Source organism: Desulfovibrio sp. JY, from assembly GCA_021730285.1.
Taxonomy (GTDB): domain Bacteria; phylum Desulfobacterota; class Desulfovibrionia; order Desulfovibrionales; family Desulfovibrionaceae; genus Solidesulfovibrio.
The window spans coordinates 2,886,765-2,911,452 of record CP082962.1 but is presented as its reverse complement, the minus strand read 5'-3'; the positions used below and the strand labels follow the sequence as shown (position 1 = coordinate 2,911,452).

Genomic DNA, 24,688 nt, shown 5'->3' with positions numbered 1-24,688 from the left:
CGGTTGTCGTGACGAGGTGGGCCTGACGATCGGTCCACTTTTTTTTTGCTGACAAAGGACAACATGCAGCGAACAAGCGTAGCGCCGGAAAAAATTCGGGAACTGATTTCCCCGTTCCTCGCCGCCAAGGGCCTTGTCGTCTGGGGCGTGGAACTGGCTGCGTCCGGACATCGCCAGCTTGTGCGCCTCTACCTCGACCTCGCCGATGACGTCCCGCGTACGCCGGAGCGTCGCGGCGTGACCATCGACGAATGCGCCACGGTCAGCCGCCACCTGGGCTCGCTGCTCGAGATGGAAGACATCTTTCACGGTCCCTACGTGCTGGAGGTGTCCTCGCCGGGCCTTGGCCGCCGTTTTTTCTCGGCCGGACAACTGCCGGCCTACATCGGGGAGACCATCGAGGCCAAGCTCGCCGCGCCCCGGGACGGGCGCAAGCGATTCCGGGGGAAACTGGCGGCGGTTGCGGATACGCGCGTCACCCTGACGGTGGATCCCGGGCCGCAGGCGTTCTCGCTGTCTTTTGATTTCGACGAAGCGGACAAGGTCCGTCTCATCCACGCCTTTGACGCCATTTCCGAAGGAGAGGCCACGGAGGGCGACGCCTAGCGTCGTCCGGGACCTCGGAGGGAACCCCATGACGGAACTCAAAAAAGCCATCGATCAGATCAGCAAGGACCGGGGCATCGACCGCGACTTGCTGGTTGATACCCTGGAGGAGGCCGTACGCTCGTCGGTCATCCGCAAATACGGAGAGAACCTCGACGTCGAGGTCAGCTACAACGACGAACAGGGCGAGATCGAGGTGTACCAGTTCAAAGTCGTGGTGGAAGACGACGACGTGGCCGATCCGGCGGTGGAGATCTGCCTGTCCGACGCCAAGGCCATCGATCCCAACGTGGCCCTCGACGACGAGATGGGCTTCAAGCTCACGGTGGAGAACCTCGGCCGCATCGCCGCCCAGTCGGCCAAACAGGTGATCATCCAGCGCATGCGCGACGCGGAGCAGGAGATCATCTACGAGGAATACAAGGACCGCAAGGGCGAGATCATTTCCGGCATCATCCAGCGCCGCGACCGTACCGGCTGGATCATCAACCTCGGCCGCACCGAGGCGCTTCTTCCCAAGGAAGAGCAGATTCCCCGCGAGCGCTACAAGCGCGGCGACCGGGTCCAGGCCTATATCATCGAAGTCCTGCCCTCCGGACGCGGCCCCCAGATCATCGTGTCGCGCACCCACGCCGAATACATGAAGGCGCTTTTCTCGCGCGAGGTGCCGGAAGTCTCCGACGGCACGGTCAAAATCGTGGGCGTGGCCCGCGATCCCGGTTCCCGGGCCAAGGTGGCCGTGGTGTCCAAGGACCGCGACGTCGACCCGGTGGGCGCGTGCGTCGGCATCCGGGGCTCGCGCATCCAGAACATCGTGCAGGAGCTGCGCGGCGAACGCATCGACATCGTGGTCTGGAACCCCGAAATCGCCAGCTACGCCGCCAACGCCCTGTCCCCGGCCCGGGTGACCCGAATTTCCGTCGACGAGGACGAAAAAGCCCTGGAAGTCGTGGTTTCCGACGACCAGCTCAACCTGGCCATCGGCCGCAAGGGCCAAAACGTCAAACTCGCGGCCAAGCTTCTCGGCTGGAAGATCGACATCTTCACCGAGTCCCGCTTCCGCGAGGTCAACGCCTCCAAGAAATTCCTGGAGCAGCTGGCGAGCGTGGCCGAGATCCCCGTGGACAACATCCTGGCCGCCGGCTTCGAGTCCATGGAGGAACTGGCCGGAGCGCCCGATGAGGCCATCGACGCCATAAACGGCATGACGCCGGCCAAGCGCGACGACCTGCGCGCGGCGCTCAAGCTCATGGGCGCGGTGGCTGCCCACACCGAGGACGATGCGGACGAAGCCGGGGAAGCCCCGGTCGAGGACGCCGACGCCCCGGCCGAGGAGGCGACCCCGGCGTCGCCCGAGGCCGAAGATGCGGACACTCCGGTCGAGGACGCGGCGCAAACGCCGCCCGAGGCCGACGTGGCGGCAACTCCCGAAGCCGAGGCGGCCGCTCCCGAAGCGTCCCCTGAAACCGCCAAGGCGGTGGATGCGGCAGACAATGAACCGGAGACGGATACGACCCGATGATGCAAAACGAAACGACCGGTCGCCGCGCCGGCCCCACGCGCATGTGCGTCATCTGCCGTGGCCGATATCCTAAAAGCGCGTTGCGCCGCCATGTTGCGGCCGCGACCGGCGACGCCCGCCTGGTGCCCGATCCCCGGGCCGTCATGCCGGGACGGGGGCACTATCTCTGCGCCAACCCCGAATGCGCCGAGAAATTTTCGAAATACTCCGGGCGGCCCAGGCGCCGGAGGGGGGGGAATGGTGAATAAAATCAGACTGAAGGACATTACCAAGGATCTGGGCATCGGCAACAAGGAATTGCTGCAGATCCTGCGGGAGCTCGGCATCCAGGTCAAAAGCCAGATGGGCACGTTGACCGACGAGGAAGCCGCCCAGGTGCGCGCCCGCGTGCAGCAGGGACAGACCGCCCGTACCCAGATCATTGATACCGAAGTGCAGCCCGGCGTCATCGTCCGTCGCCGCAAGGCCGCCCCGACCCCGCCCCCCGCGCCGACCGTAAGCGAACAAGCGCCCGAGCCCGTGACGCCCCCCCCCGCCCCCGAGGCGCCGGAGACGGAGGTCGTGGAGCCCGTGGAGCAAGAGATGCCGCAAGCCGCGAGCGAAACGCCGGAGTCCCGGCCGGAGGCCCCCGAAGCGCCCCGCGAGGAGGCCAGGCCGGTCATCATGGAAACCGCCCGGGTCGTGCGCCCGGCCGGTGCGCCGGCTGCCGAAGAGCCCCAACCCGAGACGCCGACTGCCGAAGTCGAAGTCGCGGTCACAGCAGAGGCCGAGGTCGTGACCGAGGAATCGCAAGCCGTTGCGGCACCCGAAACGCAGGAAGCGCAAGCTGCCGCCGAAGCCGTCGAGGCCCCGGTGGAGGAAGCGCCGGCGCCGGTCGCGCCAGAGTCCCCGGAACCCGAGAAGGCCGAGGCGCCCGCCGCCGGGGCCGACGCCGCCGGGAAGGACCGCCGCAAGCCCCGCCGGCCCGAGCCCTCTTCCGCGCCCAAGGTGCGTATCATTTCCATGCCGGACCCGAAGAAAACGCCCCCCGCGCCCCCCCGGCGCCCGGCCGGCGATTCGCCCCGTCCCGGCATGCGTCCCGGTCCCGGCGCTCCCCGTCCCACCGGACGTCCCGTGCCCGGCATGCCGCCGCAGCCCGGCACCGACGACGCTGCGAAAAAGCGCAAGAAAGACCGCCGCGTGGTGGAATTCACGCCCCAGGCCAACGAAGGCGATCGCCGCAGGGCCGGTCTCGGCGCGGGCAAGGGCGGCAAGCGCAAGGCCGGCGACATCCAGGACCGCACCGGCGGCCGCATGGGCGGCAAATTCAAGCGCAAGAAAAACCGCGACGATTTCCTCCAGACCAAGGTCGACGCCGGCGCCCAGCCCATGAAGGCGGCCAAGCGCAAGATCCGCATGGAGGAAACCATCCGGGTTTCCGATCTGGCCAAGCAGATGGGCGCCAAGGCCCAGGACCTCATCAAGGTCCTGCTCGGCCTCGGGGCGCTGGTGACCATCAACCAGTCCCTCGACGTCGAGACCGCCACCCTGGCCGCGTCCGAATTCGGCTTCGAAGTGGAAAAATTCGGCTTCTCCGAGGACGACTACCTCATCGCCTCCGAGACGGACAAGCCCGAAGACCTGAAGCCCCGTCCTCCGGTCGTCACCATCATGGGCCACGTCGACCACGGCAAGACGTCGCTTCTCGACGCCATCCGGGCCTCCAACGTGGTCTCCGGCGAGGCCGGCGGCATTACGCAGCACATCGGCGCCTACCACGTGAGCACCAAGCGCGGGGACATCGTGTTCCTCGATACGCCGGGCCACGAGGCGTTTACGGCCATGCGCGCCCGCGGCGCCCAGGTCACGGACATCGTGGTCCTGGTGGTTGCCGCCGATGACGGCGTGATGGATCAGACCCGCGAGGCGGTCAACCACTCCAAGGCCGCCGGCGTCCCCATCGTGGTCGCGGTCAACAAGATCGACAAGCCCGACGCCAACCCCGACCGCGTCAAGCGCGAACTGGGCGAGCTCGGCCTTGTGCCCGAGGACTGGGGCGGCGACACCATCTTCGCCAGCGTCTCGGCCAAGCAGAAGATCGGCCTCGACGAACTGCTCGAAATGATCCTGCTCCAGGCCGAAGTGTTGCAGCTGAAGGCCAACCCGGACAAGCGCGCCCGCGGCCACATCGTCGAAGCGCGCCTGGACAAGGGTCGCGGCCCGGTGGCCACGGTGCTCATCCAGGAAGGCACCCTGCACCAGGGCGACGCCTTCGTGTGCGGCGTGTTCTCCGGCCGCGTGCGGGCCCTCTTCGATGACCAGGGCCGCAAGATCAAGGAAGCCGGACCGGCCATCCCGGTGGAAGTGCAGGGCTTCGAAGGCGTGCCCGAGGCCGGCGACGAATTTGCCGGGCTCGAGGACGACAAGGTCGCCCGCCGCATCGCCGAGGGCCGCGCCACCAAACAGCGCGAGCGCGAACTCGGCAAGGCCAGCAAGGTGACCCTCGAAACCTTCCTGGCCAGCAAGCCCGAGGCCGAGGCCCAAACCCTCAACCTCGTGCTCAAGGCCGACGTGCAGGGCTCCCTCGAGGCCATCACCGACGCGCTCCACAAGCTCTCCACGGACAAGGTCAAGGTGGAGATCATCCACACCGGCGCCGGCGCCATCACCGAGTCCGATATCCTGCTGGCTTCGGCTTCCGACGCCATCATCATCGGCTTCAATGTGCGCCCGACCATCAAGGTCAAGGAGATGGCCGAGCGCGAGAGCGTGGACATCCGCTTCTACGACATTATCTACAAGCTCGTGGGCGAGATCAAGGACGCCATGTCCGGCATGCTGGCCCCGGTCATCCGCGAGCAGTACCTGGGCCAGGCCGAGGTGCGAGACACCTTCAGCGTGCCCAAGATCGGCACGGTCGCCGGCTGCGGCGTGCTCGACGGCAAGCTGACCCGAAACGCCGGCGTGCGCCTCGTGCGCGACGGCGTGGTGGTCTACACCGGCAAGCTCGCATCGCTGCGGCGCTTCAAGGACGACGTCAAGGAAGTCACCAAGGGTTACGAATGCGGCGTCGGCCTGGAAAACTTCAACGACATCAAGGTCGGCGACGTGATCGAGGCCTTCGAGTCGGTGGAGGAAAAGGCCACCCTGTAACGGATGACGGCGCGGGACGCCCACGCGTCCCGCGCCGCATGCGGAATGACCATGGTCGTAGGCGTGCTGACCCTCCAGTTCACGTTGCACGGCAACGATTCGCTCAAGGGCAAGCGCCGCGTGGCCCAAAGCCTCAAGCGCAAACTGCGCAACAAATTCAACGTGGCCGCCGCCGAGACGGCCATGCAGGAATCCTGGGACACCCTCGTTCTGGCCGCGGTGACCGTCTCCTCCGACGCAGCCCATGCCCGGGGTCTGCTCCAAAAAGCGCTCAACATGGTCGTGGCCACGGCCGAGGCCGAACTTGTCGATGACGACATCGATATACTTTTCCTGTAAGGCGCAAATACTGCCATGAAAGCCAAACCTACGCGCCGCTCGGCGCGCCTTGCCGACCAGATCGCCCGGGAAATGGCCACGGCCCTGGTCGAGGACGTGCAGGACCCCCGCCTCATGCTTGTCACCATAAGCGGCGTGGCCTTGAATGCCGACCTTTCCATCGCCCGGGTCTACTACACCCTAAGCGGCGACGAGGCCCGGCTGGCCGAAGCGGCCGAAGGCCTCGAGCAGGCCAAGGGATTCTTGCGCACGCTGCTTGGCAAGCGGTTGCGCCTGCGCTCCGTGCCCCAGCTGCGGTTTGCCCGCGACACCTATCTGGAGGACATGGTCTATGCCCGACCCGAGGCGTGAAATCGCCCGTCGGATCCGCGAAGGCCACACCTTCGTGGTCGCCGCCCATGCCGCCCCGGACGGCGACGCGTTGGGATCGACCGCCGCCATGGGATTCGTTCTGGAAGCGCTCGGCAAGTCGTTCGCCCTGGTAAACGATTCCCCCGTGCCGCCCCAGTACGGCTGGCTGGAACTGCCGGCCCCCCTGCTCGACGTCCCGCCGGCCGACGACTACGATCTGGCCGTGGTCCTCGACTGCGGCGACGGCCCCCGGCTGGGCCGCCTGGAAACCGTGCTCGATCCGGCCCGCATGATCGTCATCGACCACCACCTCGGCAATCCCGGCTTCGGCCTGATCAACTGGGTCGATCCGGTCCGTTGCGCCACGGGCGAGATGGTGGCCTTGCTCGCCAAGGACCTGGGCGTGCCGCTCTCCGGCCCCCTGGCCGAGGCCCTCTACACCGCCCTGGCCACGGACACGGGCTTTTTCAGCTTCAGCGGCACCTCGGCCGTGTGCATGGAGATCGTGGCCGAACTGATCCGGAACGGCCTCGACGTCGGGGCCATTGGCGCGCGCATCAAAAACCAGTGGACCATGAACCGGATACGGCTGTGGTCCGAGGTGCTGGGCGAGCTTTGCCTGGCCGACCATGGACAGGTGGGGCTTATCAGGATATCCCAGGAAATGTTCCGCCGCACGGGCACAGGGCCCGAGGACTGCGAGGGGCTGATCAACAACGCGCTCCGGGTTCGGGGCGTACGCGCCGCCATCCTGGCGCGTGAGCTGCCCGAGGGCGGCGTAAAATTTTCCCTGCGTTCGGTCGGCGCCGTCGACATCCAGGCCGTTGCCGCCTCGTTTGGCGGCGGCGGGCACAAAAACGCCGCTGGCGGCAGACTCGCCTATCCCCTGGAAGAATCCGCCGATATCCTCGTTGCGGCCGTGTCCAAGGCCGTTGCCGGGGCAAAGGAATATTCGATTGACGCCTAGGAACGCTCTGCCCCAACTGCACGGGGTGCTGGTGCTCGACAAGCCGTCGGGCCCGACCTCCACCGCCTGCCTGACGGCCATCAAACGCCTGGGACAAAAGAAGATCGGCCATGCCGGGACTCTCGATCCCCTGGCCGCCGGCGTGTTGGTGGTGCTTTTGGGCGAGGCGACCAAACTCGCCTCCTACGTCATGGAGGGCGAGAAGACCTATCTGGGGCAATTGCGCCTGGGGCTTTCCACGGACACCTACGACATCCAGGGCGCGGTGACCGCCGAAGCGGCCTGGGATCATATCGCCCCGGCCGAACTGGCCGAGGCCATCGCCGCCTGGACGCAGGAAGAAAGCCAGGAGGTGCCGCCCTACTCGGCGGCCAAGCACCAGGGGAAGCCGCTTTACGCCCTGGCCCGCCAGGGTCTGGCCGCCCCTGTCAAACACAAGAAAATTTCCGTTTTCGACGCGCAGGCCGTTGCCATCGACCTGCCGTCGGCGACATTTCGGGTCCGGGTTTCCGCTGGCGTCTATATACGCTCCCTGGTCCACAGCCTGGGGAAGCGACTTGGCTGCGGCGCCGCACTTACCGCCCTGACCCGGGAAGCCAGCCGTCCCTTCGACCTGACGCAGGCGCATGGCCTGGATGACATCCTGGCCGCCCCGGAAACCCTGCCTGAACGGATCATTCCCATCGGGCAGGCGCTTCCCCACTGGGCCACCATTGCCCTGCCCGCCGATACGGCCGCCCTGGTACGCCAGGGCGTGCGTGTGCGGGCCGGGGCCTCGGTTGCTCCCGGCGGATGCGCCCTGCTGACCGACGACGCCGGACAGCCACTGGCGTTGGCCAAAGTCGAAGAAACGGAAGGCACGCGAAGGTGGGCCATTTTGCGCGGTCTTTTCGGCGACCCGCAGCCGGCCCGGCGCGGCGGACAAACCGTCCCCGAGCGAACAACCACCCCCAACCATGGAGGATAACGCTGTGGTTATGACCGCCGAAGACAAGGCAAGCGTCATCACGGAGCACAAGAAGCACGAAGGCGACACCGGATCTCCCGAGGTCCAGGTCGCCCTGCTGACGGCGCGCATCACCTACCTGACCGACCATTTCAAGGCCCATCCCAAGGATTACCATTCCCGGACGGGTTTGCTCAAAATGGTCGGCCAGCGCCGGAAACTCTTAAACTATTTGAAGAAAAAGGACATCCAGCGCTACCGCGACCTGATCGCTAAGCTTGGATTGCGCAAGTAGCGCCGCCACGTCGGGAGCCGGCCTTTCCGGGCCGGTTCCCGCCTTCCCGCACATGCATTATGCGCGCCCGCCCTCGGGACACCGGTCCCGGTGGCCGTCGCGCCTGCTGCATGGCGGGAGGGCCGGCCACGATACGCCGCATTCCCCCCTTTTTCAGCGAGGTGCCCATGACATCCCCATTTTCTCCCATCCGACTCGAAGCGAACATCGGCGGCAACGCCATCATTCTGGAAACCGGACGCCTGGCCAACCAGGCCGACGGCGCCATCTGGGTCCAGTCCGGCGGCACGGTGGTCCTGGTCACGGCCTGCACCCAGGTCCTGCCCGAGGAAAAAGGCTTTTTCCCGCTCACCGTCGACTACCAGGAAATGTCCTACGCCGCCGGCCGCATCCCCGGCTCGTACTTCCGCCGCGAGATCGGCCGTCCCTCCGAGCGCGAGGTGCTGGTGTGCCGGCTGATCGACCGCCCCTGCCGGCCGCTTTTCCCCAAGGGCTTCCGTGACGAGGTCCAGATCATCGCCACGGTGCTCTCCGCCGACGGCGTGGTCGAGCCCGACGTGCTGGCCCTGACCGCCGCCTCGGCCGCCCTGCACATCTCCAAGATCCCCTTCGAAGGCCCCATCGCCGGCGGCCGGGTGGGCTTCGTGGATGGCCAGTTCGTCTTCAACCCCACCGTCCAGCAGATGGCCGGCGAGAGCACGCTCAACCTGACCTTCGCCGCCTCGCGCGACGCGGTGGTCATGGTCGAAGGCGGCGGCAAGTTCGTCTCCGAGGACATGCTGGCCGATGCCCTGGAGTGGGGGCACAAAAGCGTGCTGCCCTTAATCGACCTCCAGGAGGAGCTGCGCGAGAAAGCCGGCAAGCCGAAGATCGCCTTCGTCCCGCCAGCCCCCATCGCGGAACTGGAAAAGCTCGTCCACGAGACGGCCGAGGCCGGACTCAGGGAAGCCTTCTCCATCAAGGACAAGATGCCCCGGCGCGATGCCAGAAAGGCCGTCAAGCAGACCGTCATCGAGGCCGTGCTGGCCGCCTTCCCGGACGAGCCGACCTACAAGGCCAAGGCCGGCGATATCCTCGCGGACATGGAGAAGAAGCTCCTGCGCAAGCTTATCAAGGAAACCGGCATCCGCCTCGACGGCCGCGACACCAAGACCGTGCGCCCCATCGCCATCGAAGTGGGCGTTTTGCCCCGCACCCACGGCTCGACCATCTTCGCCCGTGGCGAGACCAAGTCCCTGTGCGTGGCCACTCTCGGCTCCACCGGCGACGAGCAGAAAATCGAGACGTTAAACGGCGAGACCTACAAGCGTTTCATGCTCCACTATAACTTCCCGCCCTATTGCGTGGGCGAGGTCAAGCCCATGCGCGGCCCGTCGCGCCGTGAAATCGGCCACGGGGCCCTGGCCGAGCGCTCCATCCTGCCCGTGCTGCCCGGTCCGGACGAATTTCCCTTCACCATGCGCGTGGTGTCCCAGGTGATGGAGTCCAACGGTTCCTCGTCCATGGCTTCGGTGTGCGGCGCGTCGCTGGCGCTCATGGACGCCGGCGTTCCGGTCAAGGAGCCCGTGGCCGGCATCGCCATGGGCCTCATCAAGGAAGGCGACGACTTCCTCATCTTGACCGATATCCTCGGCGACGAGGACGCCATGGGCGACATGGACTTCAAGGTTGCCGGCACGGCCAACGGCGTCACCGGCATCCAGATGGACATCAAGATCACCGGCATTCCCCAGGCCGTCATGCGCCAAGCGCTGTCCCAGGCCAAGGACGCCCGGCTGCACATCCTCGGCCGCATGGCCGAGGAACTGGCCGCGCCGCGTCCGGAGTTGTCGCCCCTGGCGCCGCAACTGGCCGTGGTCAACATCAATCCGGAAAAAATCCGTGAAGTGATCGGACCCGGCGGCAAGAACATCAAGGCCATCACGGCCGATACCGGCGCTTCCATCGACATCGAGGATTCGGGCAAGATCTCCATCTTCGCCCCCACCCTGGAGTCCCTGGAAAAGGCCAAGGCGCGCGTCGCGTACTACGACCAGCACGCCGAGGTCGGCGCCAACTACAAGGGCATCGTCCGCAAGGTCATCGACTGCGGCGCCATCATCGAGATCCTGCCCGGCCTCGAGGGCCTGTGCCACGTGTCCCAGCTCGACGTCGAGCGGGTGGCCAGCCCGGCCGACGTGGTCAAGCTCGGCCAGGAGATCGAGGTCAAGGTCCTGGACCAGGAGCCTTCGGGCCGCATCCGCCTGTCGCGCAAGGCGGTTCTCAACGAAGAACGCGGCATCCCCTACGATCCGGCCGATTATGCCAAGACCAGCGGTCCGCGTCGTCCCGGCGGCGACCGTCGCGGCGGGTTCGACCGCGACCGCGGCGGCCGTGACCGCGGCCATCGCGACCGCGACTAGCGTTTACAGTGCGAGAGGGGAAACCCTTTGAAAAGGGTTCTCCCCTCTCGCGCTCTCCCTTTCCTAAACTTTCTCGTCTCACCGCAGCTACACCAATACAAGGGAGCCTTCCGAACGGGAGGCTCTTTTTTTGTCGCCGCGTTCCATGAAAAAACCGGCTCCGGGCGAAGGCCCGGAGCCGGTTTGCGATCGTTTGGAAGCCGGCCCAGTCTACCAGACCGGCATGTCCACGGGGATGATGAAGGTCTGGACCTGGTTTTCCGCGTGCACGATCACCCGCAGCGAATGGACGCCGGCCGAGACCGGAAAGTAGAGGTAGCCGGGCATGAGGCCGCCCGGCGGCACCGGCGACGGCCGCCAGGCATAGGTGCCCATCTCCTGGTACAGCGAGGCCCGGTACTGGTCCATGGAGGGCTGCTGGGAAAGCGCCGCGCCGCCGATGGCCCCGGCGCCGGCCCCGATCAGGGCCCCCGGTCCCGCGCCCCAGCCGTGGTTGAAACCCGAGCCGATCAGCGCCCCGAGCCCGGCTCCGACTGCCGCGCCGGTAAGGCCCCCGACCACCGCCGCCTCGGCGCTTTTCCGATAGGCCGTGGAGGCGAAAACCAGTTCGGCCGCCTGGTCCACGGAATACGGCGCGTACTCCGCCCCGCCGACGCCGATCCCCCGGCATTCCTGGGCATAGATGACCGGATAGCGGCCGGAATGGTTGCTGACCAGAAGCAGCACCGGGGCAAGGCCGGCGTCATAATAATTGAGCCCCCGGCCCTGCCATTGGTAGCGCACCGCCCCGATGTCCCAGTCGGCCGTGCGCGCCGCGCCGGGCAGGGCGGCCGGGTTGACCACGTTCGATATTTGCGGATTCGGCGGTGTGTAGACCGCGCAGGAGGCAAGCAGGAAACAAAGGGCCAAAGCCGTCGCCAGCCGGCCAACCGGCATGGAAAGGGTGGTGCGTTTCATAGGTCCTCTTGATGATATTCCGGACCGGCAAACGCCGGCCGGTGATTGCTTCTACCGGCAGAACCGGATCGAGTCCATGATGCGGCGCAGGGTGTCCCTGGCCGCCTCGAACTGGCCGTTTTCGCTGGCGGCCATGAAATTCATGTAGAAGTTCTCCCCGTCATAGGCCTGCCAGATGATGCGCTGGTAGCCGTTTTTCTGGGGCGCTTCCACAACCTCCCAGCCGATGACGCCGCATTTGCGCTTGGCGTCGCCGTCATCGCGCCGCCGGGCCTCCAGGTACTTCTTGATCTGCACCATTTCCTTGGCCTGCTTAAGCGACGCGGCAACCGAAGCCTTGCGCGGAAAGCTCGGCACCATCTGCTCGAGGTGGAACTGAAACGACCAGGTGGTGCCGGGTTTCATAAAGAGCACCGATTCGCTGGCCGGATCGCCGTTTTCCAGCTTCCAGCCGGCCGGGATGGTAAAGGCGAAATTGCGGGCCGTGTTCTTGTAGGTGGTGTCGCTGGCGAGCACTCCGGCCCCGCCGGTCGCCGGCGCGGCGGCCGACCCCGCTCCCGGCGTCGCGGCTTGCTTGCCGCTGGTTACGGCGTCGATGCCCTGCTTGAGCAGGCCGAACTGGGCACCGGCAAAGGTGGAAAGAATCAGGATCAAGGCGCTCGTCAACGGCAGCACGCAAAGGATACGTCGCATACGGCATCTCCTTGCACCGGGCGGTTGGCGGTTGTCAGGAAACAAGTACTCCGGCATAGCCCACAACCTGCTCCATGTCGCCCGTCACCTCCCCGGACGTGGCATAGGCGGCAAGGGTCGCCTCCCGCGCGCCAAGCCCCAGGGCCACGAAAAGGCCCAGGGCCATGGGCATCACGCCGCACATGGTGATGCCTTCACGGCGCACCACCTGGCAAAGTCCCTCGGGATCGAGGGCCAGGACGCGGGAGAGCGCCATGGAATCGCGCTTTTTGGCAGCGTTATGGGAAATATAGTGGCTCATGTCCGAGCTGACCACGATGGAAACCGGCCGCTCCAGCGCGCCAAGGACCGCAACGATGGACCCGGCCACCTCGCGCAGCACGGCGGGGTCGGGCTCGGCCACGCACACCGGCACGATGCGCGCCCCGGGGTTGACCGCGCACAAGAACGGCAGCTCCACTTCCAGGGAATGCTCGCCCAGATGGGCGGCGACATCGGGCGTCAGACGCGGCTCGGCGGCGAGCAGTTGGCCGGCCAGCCCGGCGTCCACCGGCACTTCGCAGCCCGGGACCAGCCACGCCCCCTCGGGCCAGACGGCAAGCCGCGCGCCGCGCCCGGTATGGTTGGGGCCAAGGAGCAGGATCGTGTCGGCAAGCCTGGCCGCGCCGAGGGTGCGCCCGGCCACGGAACCGCTGAAGACGTAGCCGGCGTGGGGCACCATGGCCAGGAGGGTCGGCTTTTCGGACCGGGGAGCGGCTTGCCCCAGATAGCCGGCCACCTCGCGGCGCAACCCGGCCGGATCGCCAGGATAGAAACGGCCGGCCACGACGGGCTGGCGGATCATGGACGAAACGGAAGAGGACGACGCAACGGACATGGCTCCCTCCTCGCCCCGCGCGGCGGACAGGACGTCGGGACACAGGGCAGTATGGATGTCCTAGCCTGCTTCGGGCCGCCTTGACAAGGGAGGCGATGGCGAAGCCGACGTCTTACGGCTTCTGGGTGAGGGCGTTGAGGCTTTGCTGTAGGCCGCTTGTGGCCAGATCGGAAGCGGCCATGCGGCCGTAGAGGGAATCCGGGGCGGCATCGCGCATGGCGGTCAGCGTCTTGCGCCAGCCGTCCACATCGCCCATGGCCCGCTGGATGGCGGCGATGCGCAGCCGGTTGCTGGCCCAGTCGTCGTCGCCTTCCTTGCACAGCGAAGCGTATTCCCCGGCCCACTTGAGCGCCTTGCCGTACTGGCCGAGCCCCCGGGTCGATTCGACCAGGATGTTGAGCGAGGCCTTGCGCTTGTCCGGGTCCTGCCCCGTCTCCTTGAACATGAAGGCGGCCTCCCCGGCATACAGTTCGGCATTTTCCAGATCCTTGTCGGCCATGGCCGCCTTGGCCATGAAATACATGGCATAACAGCGCTTTTCCGTCTCCAGCAGCTCGTCCCCGGCCAGCCGTCGCCACAGTTCCCGGGCGCGCCTGGAATCGCCCAGGTTTTCCAGGGCCTCGGCCACGTTGTATTCGAGTTCCCGCCGCCGCGTCGGACCGAACTTCCAGTCCTTGACCTTCCTGGCCAGCTCGACGATGTCCCGCCAGGCCTTTTCCTTGCGGTACACGTTCATGGAAAGGGCCAAGGCCATGTTGCCGTTGTCGTTTTCCCTGGGCCCGATATAGGGCAGCGCCTCGGCCAGGGCGGAACGCTCGTCGCCCGTGCGCAGATAGGCCAGCGCCAGCCCGAGCCGGGTCTTGTCGGATAAAAGGCCCCTGTTGGCGGCCAGGACGGGGTTGTCCTTGTAGGCCGCCACCAGCCGGGGATAGTCCTTGTGGTCGATCAGGTCGCCGGCCATCTTTTCGAAGGCCGTGACCGCCACTTCCTCGGCCTTGGAGGCCAGCTCGTTTTGGGGATAACGCTCCAGGAACCGGGCCGCCGCCTTGAGGCTCTCGGGATAGTTCTGGCGATACAGATGCCACATGGCCAGCTTGATCTGGGCCAGGGGAGCCAGCGGGCTGTTGGGATGGTCGCGGATGATCCCCTCGTAGATGGTCTCGGGGCTCTCCTGCTGGGGCTTGTCGAAAAGCGAGAACATCTCGGAGACGGTGGGCTGGTCGTGCACCCCCTGCTCGGCCAGGCGCATCTTGGCAATAAGCCCGCCTTCCTGGTTGGGATAGTCCTTGATGGCCATGTTGTAGAAATCCACCGCCGCCGGACGGTTGCCGAGCTTGGCGTAGATGTCGCCGAGCCGGGCCAGGACAAGATCGGTGTCCTTGGCCTTGGGGGTCATATTGTAAAAGGTCAGATAGTCCTCGCGCGCCTTCTTGAAATCGCCGTTTTTATAGGCAATGTCGCCGTCTATGCGCAAGATGGGCGGGAACTCCACATAATACCGGGGCCAGCGCTTGTTGATGTAGTCGGCGATCTGGGCCGCTTCCTTGTACTGTTCCAGCCGCACCAGGGTCTTGGCCAGGCCCATGGCCCCCTCGCGCACGTATTTGCTCTCCGGATACTTCTCGATGAGCTGCTGGTACTCCTTGGCCGCCTTCTTGTACTCGCCGCGATCGAAATAATACTCGCCCCAATAGAAGTTGATCAGCGGCACGTTGGCGTCCGTCGGATACTTGCGGGTCAGGACATTGAAATAGCCCTTGGCCTCGGGCAGGTTGCCCACCCGCAGATTCAGCATGCCGAGCTGGAGCAGATCCTGCGGTACCCGGTAGGAGTTGGTGTTGGCATTCATGGCCTCGAGCAGCGCGCCCTGGATTTCGTCGTAATGGGCGGCCGGGTCGTCCTTGTACATATCGACGTAGAGGCCGGCCAGGGTTTGCAGCGTTTCTTCGTACAGATCGGGCTTGAGGCCGGGCGCATTCTTGAGGCTCGTCAGCATGTTCCTGGCCGCTTCGTAGTTGCCGGCCAGTTTCTCGGCCTGGGCGGCGACGAGGCTGTTGGCGTCGTGGTCCTCCTCCATGGGAGGCGGCGTTTCGCCTTCGGCCCCGTGCGGCTTGCCCGCAGGCGCTTCGGCCTTGGCCACGTCGCCATGGGACGCGCCGCCATGCGCCGCATCGGGCGGTGGCGCGGCAGCGGTCTTGTTCGGGGCGGACGGCGTCGGACCGGGCGGCGCCACGGCCCCGCGCGCCTCGCCGGCGGCGGCCACGGCCGGCGGAATCGGCGGCAATTTGACGCGGTATTCCCCCGCCCCGCTGCCGCCCGGCGTCCGGGACGGCGTCGACGGCGGCAGGGCCGAGGGGGCGCGCGCGTCGGCCAGGGTCGGGGCTTCCATGCCGGCCGGACGCAGCGTCGGGGATTTGTCGGCGGAAACATGCATGGCCGTGGCCCGCATCGAATAGGGCACGGCGTAAAACGGCTCCTTGGGCGCATCGGGCTTCTTGCCGGCGCGCTCAGGTGCCGGCAGCGGACCGCCGGGGCGGGCCGGCCCAGGGCCTTTGTTGTCCGCCAGGGTGGCCGGCAGCGGCGGCAGATGCAACGGGCCGGGCTTGTTGTTCGGCGGCGTGACGGGCAGCTTCAGGGACGAAGCGGCCGGCGCAGCGGCGGCGCGGGGCGGCATGGTGGTATCCGGCCCCTGCTGCGCCTTTGACGCGGGCGTCCAGTTGGCCCCTGCCGGATCGCGGTAGACCTGCAGCTTGAGTTCCTGCTCACCCTGGGGCCAGCCCACGAAGCCGAAAGCGTCGGTTTTCAGGCGCACCACCAGCGTGTCGCCGCTTTCGCGCATCGCCTCGATCAGGCGCGAGGACTTGAAATCGACGGCCTCGGGCTTGTCCTCCTTGGCCAGAATGCCGGGCGGAAAGGTCAGGGTGATTTCGGCCGGGCCGGTCCGGGCGATGGTCGGATAGGCCCCGGGCCTGGAAAACTGGAGAATCAGCGAGTCGGTGTCGGGACGCGTAATGGTGGAAACGGACAAGGCCTGGGCCGGGCCGGCCCAGAGTGCGACCAGCAAGGCCGCGAGGAAAAGACGCCGGAGACCGGCAGGCAGGGTAAGGCTCACGCCGCATCCCCTTGCAAGGAACGTGCTGCGACACGATGCGCCGGTGCCGCCACCGACGCCTAGTCTCCCGCCAGGTCGCGCTTTTTGAGCTTTTCGATCAGCGTCGTGCGCTTGATGCCAAGCAGTTCCGCCGCCTGGTTCTTTACGCCGCCGGCCTTTTCCAGGGCTTCGAGGAGGAGCTTTTCCTCCATGACGTCGAAGAATTCCTTCAGCCCCATGCCCTGTTCCACCATATCGCCCAGGCGCGGCCAGCGAAAGCCCGCCGGCACGGTCACCACAGGCACCACCGGCGGGGCAACCCCGGCGTTGTCGAGAATCTTGCGCGGCAGATCGGAAACGACGATCACGTCGTGCTCGCACAGGATCGACAACCGCTCCATGAAATTTTCCAGCTCCCGCACATTGCCCGGCCAGGGATAGGACAGGATCATGGAACGGGCTTCGTCGGTAAAGGTCAGGGTGGTCCGTTTTTTTTGCTGGCAGAAGCGGCGCAGGAAATGATCGGCCAGAAGCAGGATGTCCTCCCCCCGATCGCGCAGCGGCGGCAGATGCAGGGGAATGACGTTCAGGCGGTAATAGAGGTCCTCGCGAAAACGGCCGGCCTCGACCTCGACTTCCAGGTCGCGGTTGGTGGCGGCCACGATGCGCACGTCGGCCTTGAGCGTCTTGCCGCCGCCCACGCGCTCGAATTCCTTTTCCTGCAGCGCCCGCAGGATCTTCACCTGGAGGCTCAGGTCCATTTCCCCGATTTCGTCGAGAAAGATGGTGCCGCCTTCGGCCAGCTCGAAGCGGCCCTGGCGTGAACGCACGGCCGAGGTGAAGGCCCCCTTTTCGTGGCCGAAGAGTTCGGATTCGAGGAGTTCGCGGGGGATGGCCCCGCAGTTGACCGGAACAAACGGCTTGCCGGCCCGGCCGCTGTTGTTGTGCAGGGCGCGCACGAGCAGTTCCTTGCCCGTACCCGACTCGCCGGTGACCAGCACCGTGCTGTCGGTGGGCGCGACTTTGGCGAGCACGCGTATGACTTCGCCCAGGCAGGGACTCTGGCCCACCATGCCGGAAAGGTTCAGTTCCATCTGGCCTCCGGAAAAAAGACCGCATTCCTGGCGGCTTTCCATTTCCTATAGCGTCGGCGCGGCACAGTCAATTTCCTGACGGAAAAAGACACCAAAAAAGACGCGGCAATGGCGCGTGGAAGAAGGACAGCGGGAGATTACCGGCATGACGCCTGATACGAAGCGTCCTGGAAAAGACACCGCCACCCAGGCAGCCGGCGGTTTGGCGCGCCGCCTTGCGGATGGCAGGCGGCAACGGAAGCGGATCGTATCGGGAAAGGGGCCAGACGGCCGCCCAGGCGCGGCCCGGGGATCAGACGCGCAGGTCGAGCAGCGTGCCGGCCATGTCGTCGGCGGTGCGGATCACGGCCACATTGGCCTCGAAGGCGCGCGAATCCTGGATCATGTTGACGTTTTGACGGACCAGGTCGACGTTGCTCATCGCCACCATATCCTCGGTGGGCTCGTACGCGCCGGCCTGGTTTTCGACGCCCACGGTTTCCGCGCGAAGGCCGGCGTCGGCAGTCTCCTCGACGATGGCGGACACCTGCGTGCCCTGGCCGTCGGGACCGGTGGACAGGCGGGCTTCCTTGGACGTGTAGCCGTCGGTATTGACGTTGGCCACGTTGTTGGCCGTGACCGCCATGGACGTGGACATGGCTCCGAGGGCCGACTGGGCGGCGGATATGGCGTCTGTCATGACCTGCCTCCGAAAAAACCGTTTCCCGACTTATCCACGATAAAGCAGCCCCGGACCCTTGGCAAGGACCATCCGGTTGCCGGAGCGCAAAGGCCATGCTACAGCCCGGCCATGCGCCTTTTCGCTTCCGCCTGCCTGCTTTGCGCCTGTCTGGCCCCGCTTTGGGGATGCAAGGAACCGCAACAGCTCAAACGCTACGTCAACAAACAGTATCTCTTCAGCTTCGTACCGCCCCGGGGCTGGGAAGTCACGGCCGAGCAAACGCCGTCCTGCCTGACCTCGGTCACGGCGAAAAACGGGGAATGCAGCTTCTACGTGTGCGTCAGCGAACGCCCCGATGATTTCCTGCCCACCGCCTCGGACTTCGCCAACTGCGAGCTGGTCAAGGCCTACGTCGCGGACAAGCTCAAGGGCTACAACGTCATGTGCCGGCCGTCGCTGCTACAAGGCAGACGGGCCTACGACGCCATCTACCTGCGCAACGTGGCCGACGAGCAGGGTGTGGTGCGCTACCAGCTCGTGCGCCAGACGTTCCTGGCCCGGGGCAAGCTGCTCTATACCCTCACTAATTATGTATTCGGCAACTCGGAAGCGGAACTTAAGGCCGCCGTCTCGCCCTGCAACGCCGACATCCTGCGCTCCGAAGGCACCTTCTTCCTGCACCAACCGCCGTCGAGGGAAAAATAGAGGAGAGAAGCCACCTGGGGGGAAACCTTTCTTGCAGAAAGGTTCTCCCCCCAGCCCCCCTTTCCAAATACCATGTTGGCCTCGACCCTCAAACTGGCTGATAGTGCCAGTAAATGTGCTCGTAGACACAAACGAGGCGAGGAGACCAACATGGCAGGACAAGCGTTATCCCAACTTCAAGCGTTTGTGGAGGCTTCACAAGGTCGATCTTTTTTTGTCGGATTGGATGTCCATAAAAATAGTTATTTTGTTGCGTTACGTCGGTTTGATGGAGTCGTCCACACCTTGGTGATGTCGGCGAGCCCGCAGGCTCTGATCGACAAATTGGCCGCGGTGGGCGTCACCGTGGCCATGGCGGCCAGTGAATCCGGGCCGACCGGATTCACCCTGTCCAGAGCGCTCACAAAGGCAGGGATTCCCAATCTCGTGGCGGCTCCCAGTCGGATTCCCCGCCCCGTGGTCTGGGGCGCAAAAACAGACCGGCTCGATTGCGTCAAACTGGCCGATTACGCCGCCAAGGGGATGCTGCGTCCCATCGCCGTGCCGACCGAGGAGCAAGAAGCCCAGAGGAGCCTGGAGCGCCGACGACACGATCTGGCCGACGACCTGCGTCGTGTGAAACTGCGCATCCATTCCCATCTGCTTTTTTTGGGCCTTACCGAACCACCCAATCTGAAATACTGGAGCAAGGTCGCTGTAGCATCCCTGCTTAAACTGCCCATGCATCAGGCTGCCCGGTATACGCTGGAAAGTTTTGTGCGGGAGATGCATGCCATCACCAGCGAATTGTCCCTCGTTGAACAGCAACTTGAGACAATTTGCCGCCAGGGAGAGCATGACAAAGTCATCAAGTGCCTGCGCACCGTGCCCGGTGTGGGGCCGCTCATCGCCGCGACCTTCCGTCTGGAGTTGTTTCAGCCGGAACGTTTCAGCCGGGCCGAAGAGGTGACAAGCTATCTGGGACTTGCCCCCATGGTGCGCCAGAGCGGCGAGAGCAAGGGCCGGGCCAGGTTACGGCCCGTGGGGCAGACCAAACTGCGAAGTCTTTTAGTGGAGGCGGCCTGGAAATGGCGCGCACACGATCCGAAGGCTCAGGCCTGGTATCACAAGTTGCTGGGGAAAAGCGGCCTGGCCCAAAAGGCCATCACAGCCTTAGCTCGAAAACTGGCCATCATTTTGTGGCGGCTGAGCCTGGAGAAACGAGCGTACCGATTTGAGGCGGTTATGGCGTGAAACGGCGGCGGGCGAGGATCACGCCGGCTCTGGGAAGCCCCGTGCTCCTCGCCCGCCAAGAGGGTATTGCAGCGCCAACAAGGACCTGTGGCAACGAGTAGGGAAGACTGAAAGCCTAACAGCCAACAATTTTTCGGATTGGTCGCGGAAAAGTCTGGCCGCATGGCGGCGTTTCTCAAATGGCGAAAATCCGAAAACTACCGAATCGGTACTTGGCGCTTCGGGCGCGAATAGGAAACGGGCGGTTAGACTGCGTCAGCCGGCTTGACTTCGGGCCACATAGGAAAGACCTTTAACGATAACAGCCTGTCACCGCTAAAAGTTTTTAGGAGGGGAGAGCGCGAGAGGGGAACCCTTTTTTCAAAAAGGGTTCCCCTCTCGCATCTTCCTTTCTCTCCTCGTTCGCCTTCAAATTGGCTTCCAGCACTTCGCCAAGTTGTTCGATGGTATGGGGCTTGGCCAGGTAGTCGTTCATGCCCAGGCGCAGGAACCGTTCCCGGTCCTTTTCGCTGGCGTAGGCGGTGAGCGCCACGATGGGGATGCGTTTGGCCAGCCCCGGCACCTCGCCGTTTCGGATGTGGTGGGTGCATTCGATGCCGTCCATGACCGGCATCTGGATGTCCATGAGGATGATGTCGGCCTTGTCCCTGGCCAGCGTCGCCAGGGCCTCCTGGCCGTTGGCCGCCTCCAGCACCTTGTAGCCGAGCCGGGCGAGCGTGCGGCCGGTGGTCAGCCGGTTGATGCGCTCGTCCTCGACCAGGAGCACCGTGTACTCGCCCGGATGGAACACCGCGTCCTCGCTGGCATAGACCACCGAAGCGTCCCGGCACTCGTAGTCCGGCAGGGCGAAGGGGATGGTGAAATAAAACGTGCTGCCCCGGTCGGGCGCGCTTTTGACCCAGATGCGCCCCCCGAGCATCTCGACCAGATGGCGCGCGATGGAAAGCCCCAGGCCCGCCCCGCTCACCCGCTTGGTCAGGTAGTGCTCGGCCAGTTCGAAATCCTCGAAAATCCTGTCCTGCAAATCCTTGGCGATGCCAATGCCGGTGTCGCGGACCATGAAAAGCAGGTTGCGGTAGTTGGGAGCGAAGGCGATGCGGCTGGTGGAGATCAGCTTCACCCGGATGTCGATGCGTCCCTGGTTCGTGCACTTGAGCGCATTGTCGACCAGGTTGGACAGGATCTGGCGCAGCCGGAAAACGTCGCCGATCAGCCGTCGCGGGATGCGGGGATCGACGCGCGCGGCGAAATCGATATTTTTGGCCTTGGCCCGTATGGAATAATTCCGGGCCAGATTCTCCATGAGTCCCCGCACGTCGCAGCCCGAAAGCACCGGCTCGATGGCCGCCGCGTCGATGTCGGCCAGCTCCAGCACATTGTTGACGATGGCCAGCAGCCGCTGCCCCGAATCCGCGACAATGTCCCACAGCTCGGCCTGCTCTTCCTCGCCGCTGCCTTGCTGGGCCAGCTGGGTCGCACCCATGATGCCGTTTAAGGGCGTGCGCAACTCGTGGGTGATGTTGCCGAGAAACTGCGACTTGGCCTGGCTGGCCGAGAAAGCCAGCTCCCGTTCCCGGCGCAGCTGGGCCTCGGTCTCTTTGAGCATGGTGATGTCCCGGGAATAGCTGGCCATAAATATCACCCGGCCATGGTCGTCGGCGATGGGGCACAGGCTCACCAGGAAGTAGCGGTCCTCGTGGCGCTCCTCGTAGGAAACGAGCGTGCCCTTCTCCACCGACTCCTTCAGGTACGTGCGGCGCGCCTCGGCCTGGGCGGCGGGCATGAACTTGAAAAGGCTCGTCCCGACCAGGGCGTCGACGGGATGGCCGCGCCGCCGGGCCGCTTCCTCATTGAGCACAAGGATGTAGCCGTCGAGGTCGGACAGGATGATGGAATCGTGCGTGGCGTTTAAAAGCGCCTTGAAGATGGCCTGGTTTTCCCCAAGCAGGTGCTGGGCCATGACGAGCTTGGTCACGTCCTCGCGAATGAAAATGGCGCCGGTCACCTTGCCGGCGTCGCAAAGGGGAATGCCCCGGATGTTCTGATAGGCCGACTGGCCGCCGCTGCATTCGTCGGTGTAGACGCTTTCCAGATGGATGGGCTTTCCGGCCAGCACGGCCTTGATGTCCTCGACGATGCCGGCGGACACGATGCCGGGCAGTTCCTGCAGCTTGCGGCCGATAAAAAAATCCCGGCCGCGCTTGCCCCGGGCGAAATTGGCCAGATGCCAGTCGTTGACGAAGAGGATGGTCCCCGCGGCGTCCACGGTCATGATGGACACCGGGGCGAGCTGCAAAATCCTCTCGCATTCGGTTAGGGGCAAACCGGGGAGCGTCATGGGGTTACCAATACCCGGGCCTCCCCCGCCCGGCAAGGCCATCCAGCGAACAAATGACGTTTTATGCCACGATTTCTGCCGAAATCGCACTCTTTCGGGCCCAAACCGGGACGAATCATGGTCCCGGAGCCGTCTTTCGAACCAGGGAAGCCGGGGCAGCGAGAGTTATAGGTGAACCTATTTCAAAGAAAGATGCATCATGCCCCGTTTCCAGGCGCGTTCACACCCTCGATGCCGGCAAAGGCGCTGTGGTTGTGGATGGACTCGAAGCTCTCCACGTCCACCTGGTACCAGGTGACCTTGGGGTGCGCGGCCAGGGCGCTGGCCGCCCGCCGGGCCACGTCCTCGACAAAGGTCGGGTTGGCAAAGGCCTGCTCGGTGACGTGCTTTTCGTCCTCGCGCTTCAAAAGCGCGTAGACCGGCGAGGACCCGGCCGCCTCGGCCAGTTCGATGAGCTCCTCCAGCCACACGAAGCCCGAAAACCGGCAGCGCAGCGTCACCAGGGCTCGCTGGCTGTGCGCCCCCTGGTCGGAGATGGCCAGGGAGCACGGGCACACCGTCATCACCGGCACGGACACGGTCAGCGTCTGGCGAAACTTCTCGCCCACGAATTCCCCGGACAACTGGCAGGCGTAATCCATGAGCGAACGCGCCCCGGAAGCCGGCGAGGCCTTGGCCAGGAAATACGGGAAACGCAGGGTCAGATGGGCGTTTTCCGCCTCGAGGCGCGAACGCACGTCCGTAAGCAGGGTGCGGAAGGACACGAGGTCCAGCTCGCCGGCAAAGCCCGAAAGCGCCTCGACGAACCGGCTCATGTGCGTGCCCTTGAACCGCGCCGGCAAATCGACCGACAGCTCAACCTCAGCCACGGTGTGCTGGCGGCCCTTGGCCCGGTCGCGCACCACCAGGGGCAGCTTGAAATCTTTTATGCCGACCCGGTCCACGGCAATAGCCACATCCGGCGGTCCGCTCTGTACATCGCGCATGGATTCGTATGCCTCCGGCGGCCAGGGGAGGCGGCGCCTCCCCTGGACCCTTCCGACAGGGGCGCTGCCCCTGCACCCCGCCGGGAGGCCGAGGGCCCCCCGGACCCCCCTGCAAAAATTAAAGGGACGGGAAATCGTCAATACTGTGCGGCGACGGCAGTGTAAAGTGGAAGAGAGAAACCCATCGTTAAAAGGGGTTTGGGGGGGATTATCCCCCCCAATGGGGAGGGTGTGGGAGGGGCGACGCCCCTCCCACGCGCTTCGCTCCTACACGATTTCCTGGCCGGTGGTGGCCAGGGTGAGCTTGCCGTATTTGACGCCCCGGGTGGAGATGAGGCGTTGGGAGAGTTTTTGCACGGCCTCGCCGGCCCCCTTCAGGGCCAGGGCTTCCAGGCAGTTGTGGTGGTCGATGTGCACATGCATGGTGCAAAGGATCACCTCGTGGTCCTCGTGCTGGATCTCGATGAGCCGCTGGGCGAGATCCGAGGTATGGTGGTCGTAGACCAGGGTGAGCACGCCGGCAACTTCCTTGTCGGTCTGTTCCCACTCCTTCTGGACCAGAACGCCCCGGATCAGGTCGCGGATGGCTTCGGAACGGGTCTGGTAGCTTTTCTCGTCGCAAAGCGCGTCGAACTTCTCGAGCAACTCGGAATTGAGCGACACGCCGAAGCGAATCGTCTGGCCCATGTTCCTCCCCCTTTTACAGACTGATCTCGTAAAGGCTCACCGTGGAGCGGTACGTGGAAAAGGACACCGATTCCTCATGCGCCTTGACGACGGTAAAGCCGTCGCCGGAAAGACGCTCCCACACCGGCTCCGACACCTGCCGCCAGGGCTGGGACAGCCAGATACGGCCGCCCGGAGCCAGAAGCTCCCGGAAAAGCGAAACCAGGGGCGCGTAAAACCGGGTTTCGTATAAAATGTCGCTGCCCCATATCCGATCGAAGCTCCCGGCCGTAAAACAGGGCCTGCGCCAGTCCATGACGGCCAGATCCAGGCTCAGGCCGTTTTGCCCGGCGTTGCGGGCGGCATGGACGATGGCGGCCTCCTCGTAATCCACGGCCACGACGCGCCCGCCGACGGCCGCCCCGGCCAGGGCCGACAGTCCCATGCCGCAGCCGAGGTCCAGGCAGCGCCTGCCGGCAATGTCGCCCTGCCGCACCGCCAGCCAGGCGGTCAACAGCAGGCTCGCCGGCCATATTTCGGCCCAGTACGGCATGCGCTCGTCCGAGCCGAAACCGTCCCGGCCCAGGGACTCCCACAGCGCGTCCATGTCCTGGTCACGGCGCAGATCGAAATCGTAACCGCCGATGGAAAGCCGCAACTGATTGCCGCGCCAGTCCGGTGGGGTCGAATTGGCGGCCAAAAGTGGCATGGCGGCATAATTAGCGGACACACAAGACTCCATAGCGGACCATTCGTGCAATTGACCGCATCAACCGTGTTACCGCGAAAGCCCCGCCAGCGCAACCGGGCCCGGCGACGACGATTAT

21 protein-coding genes and 1 pseudogene are annotated in these 24,688 nt (G+C 65.2%); 12 read left to right on the top strand and 10 right to left on the bottom strand.

From position 1 onward, the window contains the following. Positions 1-63 precede the first annotated feature (63 nt). From K9F62_12960 to pnp, 10 genes are all read left to right on the top strand, one after another. On the top strand, positions 64-606 hold the full coding sequence (locus tag K9F62_12960; protein ID UJX39636.1) for a ribosome maturation factor RimP: 543 nt from the start codon (positions 64-66) through the stop codon (positions 604-606). Positions 607-634: 28 nt separating this feature from the next. Then, positions 635-2,128: a transcription termination factor NusA gene (nusA, locus tag K9F62_12955; protein ID UJX39635.1), complete on the top strand. Its 1,494-nt coding sequence runs from the start codon at positions 635-637 to the stop codon at positions 2,126-2,128. After that, a complete protein-coding gene (locus K9F62_12950; protein ID UJX39634.1) occupies positions 2,125-2,376 on the top strand; it encodes a YlxR family protein in 252 nt (83 codons plus the stop codon). Before nusA ends, K9F62_12950 begins: the two co-directional genes overlap by 4 nt. After that, positions 2,366-5,260: a translation initiation factor IF-2 gene (infB, locus tag K9F62_12945; GenBank protein ID UJX39633.1), complete on the top strand. Its 2,895-nt coding sequence runs from the start codon at positions 2,366-2,368 to the stop codon at positions 5,258-5,260. Before K9F62_12950 ends, infB begins: the two co-directional genes overlap by 11 nt. Before the next feature lie 51 nt (positions 5,261-5,311). Beyond that, entirely contained in the window at positions 5,312-5,599 is a 288-nt protein-coding gene (locus K9F62_12940) for a DUF503 domain-containing protein (GenBank protein ID UJX39632.1), read from the top strand. A gap of 15 nt (positions 5,600-5,614) precedes the next feature. Beyond that, positions 5,615-5,950, top strand: a complete 336-nt coding sequence (gene rbfA / locus K9F62_12935) for a 30S ribosome-binding factor RbfA (protein ID UJX39631.1) — start codon at positions 5,615-5,617, stop codon at positions 5,948-5,950. Continuing rightward, a complete protein-coding gene (locus K9F62_12930; protein UJX39630.1) occupies positions 5,931-6,917 on the top strand; it encodes a bifunctional oligoribonuclease/PAP phosphatase NrnA in 987 nt (328 codons plus the stop codon). The genes rbfA and K9F62_12930 overlap by 20 nt, the downstream gene beginning before the upstream one ends. After that, positions 6,907-7,884 (top strand): tRNA pseudouridine(55) synthase TruB, encoded by a 978-nt coding sequence (gene truB, locus K9F62_12925; GenBank protein UJX39629.1) that lies wholly within the window; start codon positions 6,907-6,909, stop codon positions 7,882-7,884. The genes K9F62_12930 and truB overlap by 11 nt, the downstream gene beginning before the upstream one ends. A 4-nt stretch (positions 7,885-7,888) precedes the next feature. Further along, positions 7,889-8,158 carry a 30S ribosomal protein S15 gene (gene rpsO / locus K9F62_12920; GenBank protein UJX39628.1) on the top strand — a complete coding sequence of 90 codons (270 nt, stop codon included), beginning with the start codon at positions 7,889-7,891 and terminating at the stop codon, positions 8,156-8,158. 167 nt (positions 8,159-8,325) lie between these two features. Continuing rightward, positions 8,326-10,560 (top strand): polyribonucleotide nucleotidyltransferase, encoded by a 2,235-nt coding sequence (pnp, locus tag K9F62_12915; GenBank protein ID UJX39627.1) that lies wholly within the window; start codon positions 8,326-8,328, stop codon positions 10,558-10,560. 210 nt (positions 10,561-10,770) lie between these two features. Here pnp and K9F62_12910 read toward each other — a convergent pair whose 3' ends face one another. The 6 genes from K9F62_12910 to K9F62_12885 form a co-directional block, all read right to left on the bottom strand. Beyond that, positions 10,771-11,517, bottom strand: a complete 747-nt coding sequence (locus tag K9F62_12910; protein UJX39626.1) for a hypothetical protein — start codon at positions 11,515-11,517, stop codon at positions 10,771-10,773. 51 nt (positions 11,518-11,568) lie between these two features. Continuing rightward, on the bottom strand, positions 11,569-12,210 hold the full coding sequence (locus K9F62_12905) for a hypothetical protein (protein ID UJX39625.1): 642 nt from the start codon (positions 12,208-12,210) through the stop codon (positions 11,569-11,571). Positions 12,211-12,244: 34 nt separating this feature from the next. Further along, positions 12,245-13,087: an AmmeMemoRadiSam system protein B gene (amrB, locus tag K9F62_12900; protein UJX39624.1), complete on the bottom strand. Its 843-nt coding sequence runs from the start codon at positions 13,085-13,087 to the stop codon at positions 12,245-12,247. Positions 13,088-13,199: 112 nt separating this feature from the next. After that, complete coding sequence (locus K9F62_12895) at positions 13,200-16,199, bottom strand: tetratricopeptide repeat protein (protein ID UJX39623.1); 3,000 nt, start codon at positions 16,197-16,199, stop codon at positions 13,200-13,202. A gap of 59 nt (positions 16,200-16,258) precedes the next feature. Beyond that, on the bottom strand, positions 16,259-17,272 hold the full coding sequence (locus K9F62_12890) for a sigma-54 dependent transcriptional regulator (GenBank protein UJX39622.1): 1,014 nt from the start codon (positions 17,270-17,272) through the stop codon (positions 16,259-16,261). A gap of 292 nt (positions 17,273-17,564) precedes the next feature. Continuing rightward, positions 17,565-17,951 (bottom strand): flagellar basal body protein, encoded by a 387-nt coding sequence (locus K9F62_12885; protein ID UJX39621.1) that lies wholly within the window; start codon positions 17,949-17,951, stop codon positions 17,565-17,567. Positions 17,952-18,062: 111 nt separating this feature from the next. On the opposite strand from K9F62_12885, the gene K9F62_12880 reads away from it, so the two are divergent. Together K9F62_12880 and K9F62_12875 are read left to right on the top strand one after the other, a co-directional pair. Continuing rightward, positions 18,063-18,638: a hypothetical protein gene (locus K9F62_12880; protein UJX39620.1), complete on the top strand. Its 576-nt coding sequence runs from the start codon at positions 18,063-18,065 to the stop codon at positions 18,636-18,638. 150 nt (positions 18,639-18,788) lie between these two features. Further along, on the top strand, positions 18,789-19,871 hold the full coding sequence (locus K9F62_12875; GenBank protein UJX39619.1) for an IS110 family transposase: 1,083 nt from the start codon (positions 18,789-18,791) through the stop codon (positions 19,869-19,871). A gap of 406 nt (positions 19,872-20,277) precedes the next feature. On the opposite strand, the pseudogene K9F62_12870 reads toward K9F62_12875, so the two are convergent. The 4 genes and pseudogenes from K9F62_12870 to K9F62_12855 form a co-directional block, all read right to left on the bottom strand. Further along, positions 20,278-22,209 (bottom strand): annotated as a pseudogene (locus tag K9F62_12870) (response regulator). Between the two features lie 197 nt (positions 22,210-22,406). After that, positions 22,407-23,195 carry a GTP cyclohydrolase FolE2 gene (gene folE2 / locus K9F62_12865; GenBank protein UJX39618.1) on the bottom strand — a complete coding sequence of 263 codons (789 nt, stop codon included), beginning with the start codon at positions 23,193-23,195 and terminating at the stop codon, positions 22,407-22,409. A 267-nt stretch (positions 23,196-23,462) separates the two neighbouring features. Then, complete coding sequence (gene nikR, locus K9F62_12860) at positions 23,463-23,882, bottom strand: nickel-responsive transcriptional regulator NikR (protein UJX39617.1); 420 nt, start codon at positions 23,880-23,882, stop codon at positions 23,463-23,465. 13 nt (positions 23,883-23,895) lie between these two features. Further along, positions 23,896-24,591 carry a methyltransferase domain-containing protein gene (locus K9F62_12855; protein ID UJX39616.1) on the bottom strand — a complete coding sequence of 232 codons (696 nt, stop codon included), beginning with the start codon at positions 24,589-24,591 and terminating at the stop codon, positions 23,896-23,898. Positions 24,592-24,688 lie beyond the last annotated feature (97 nt).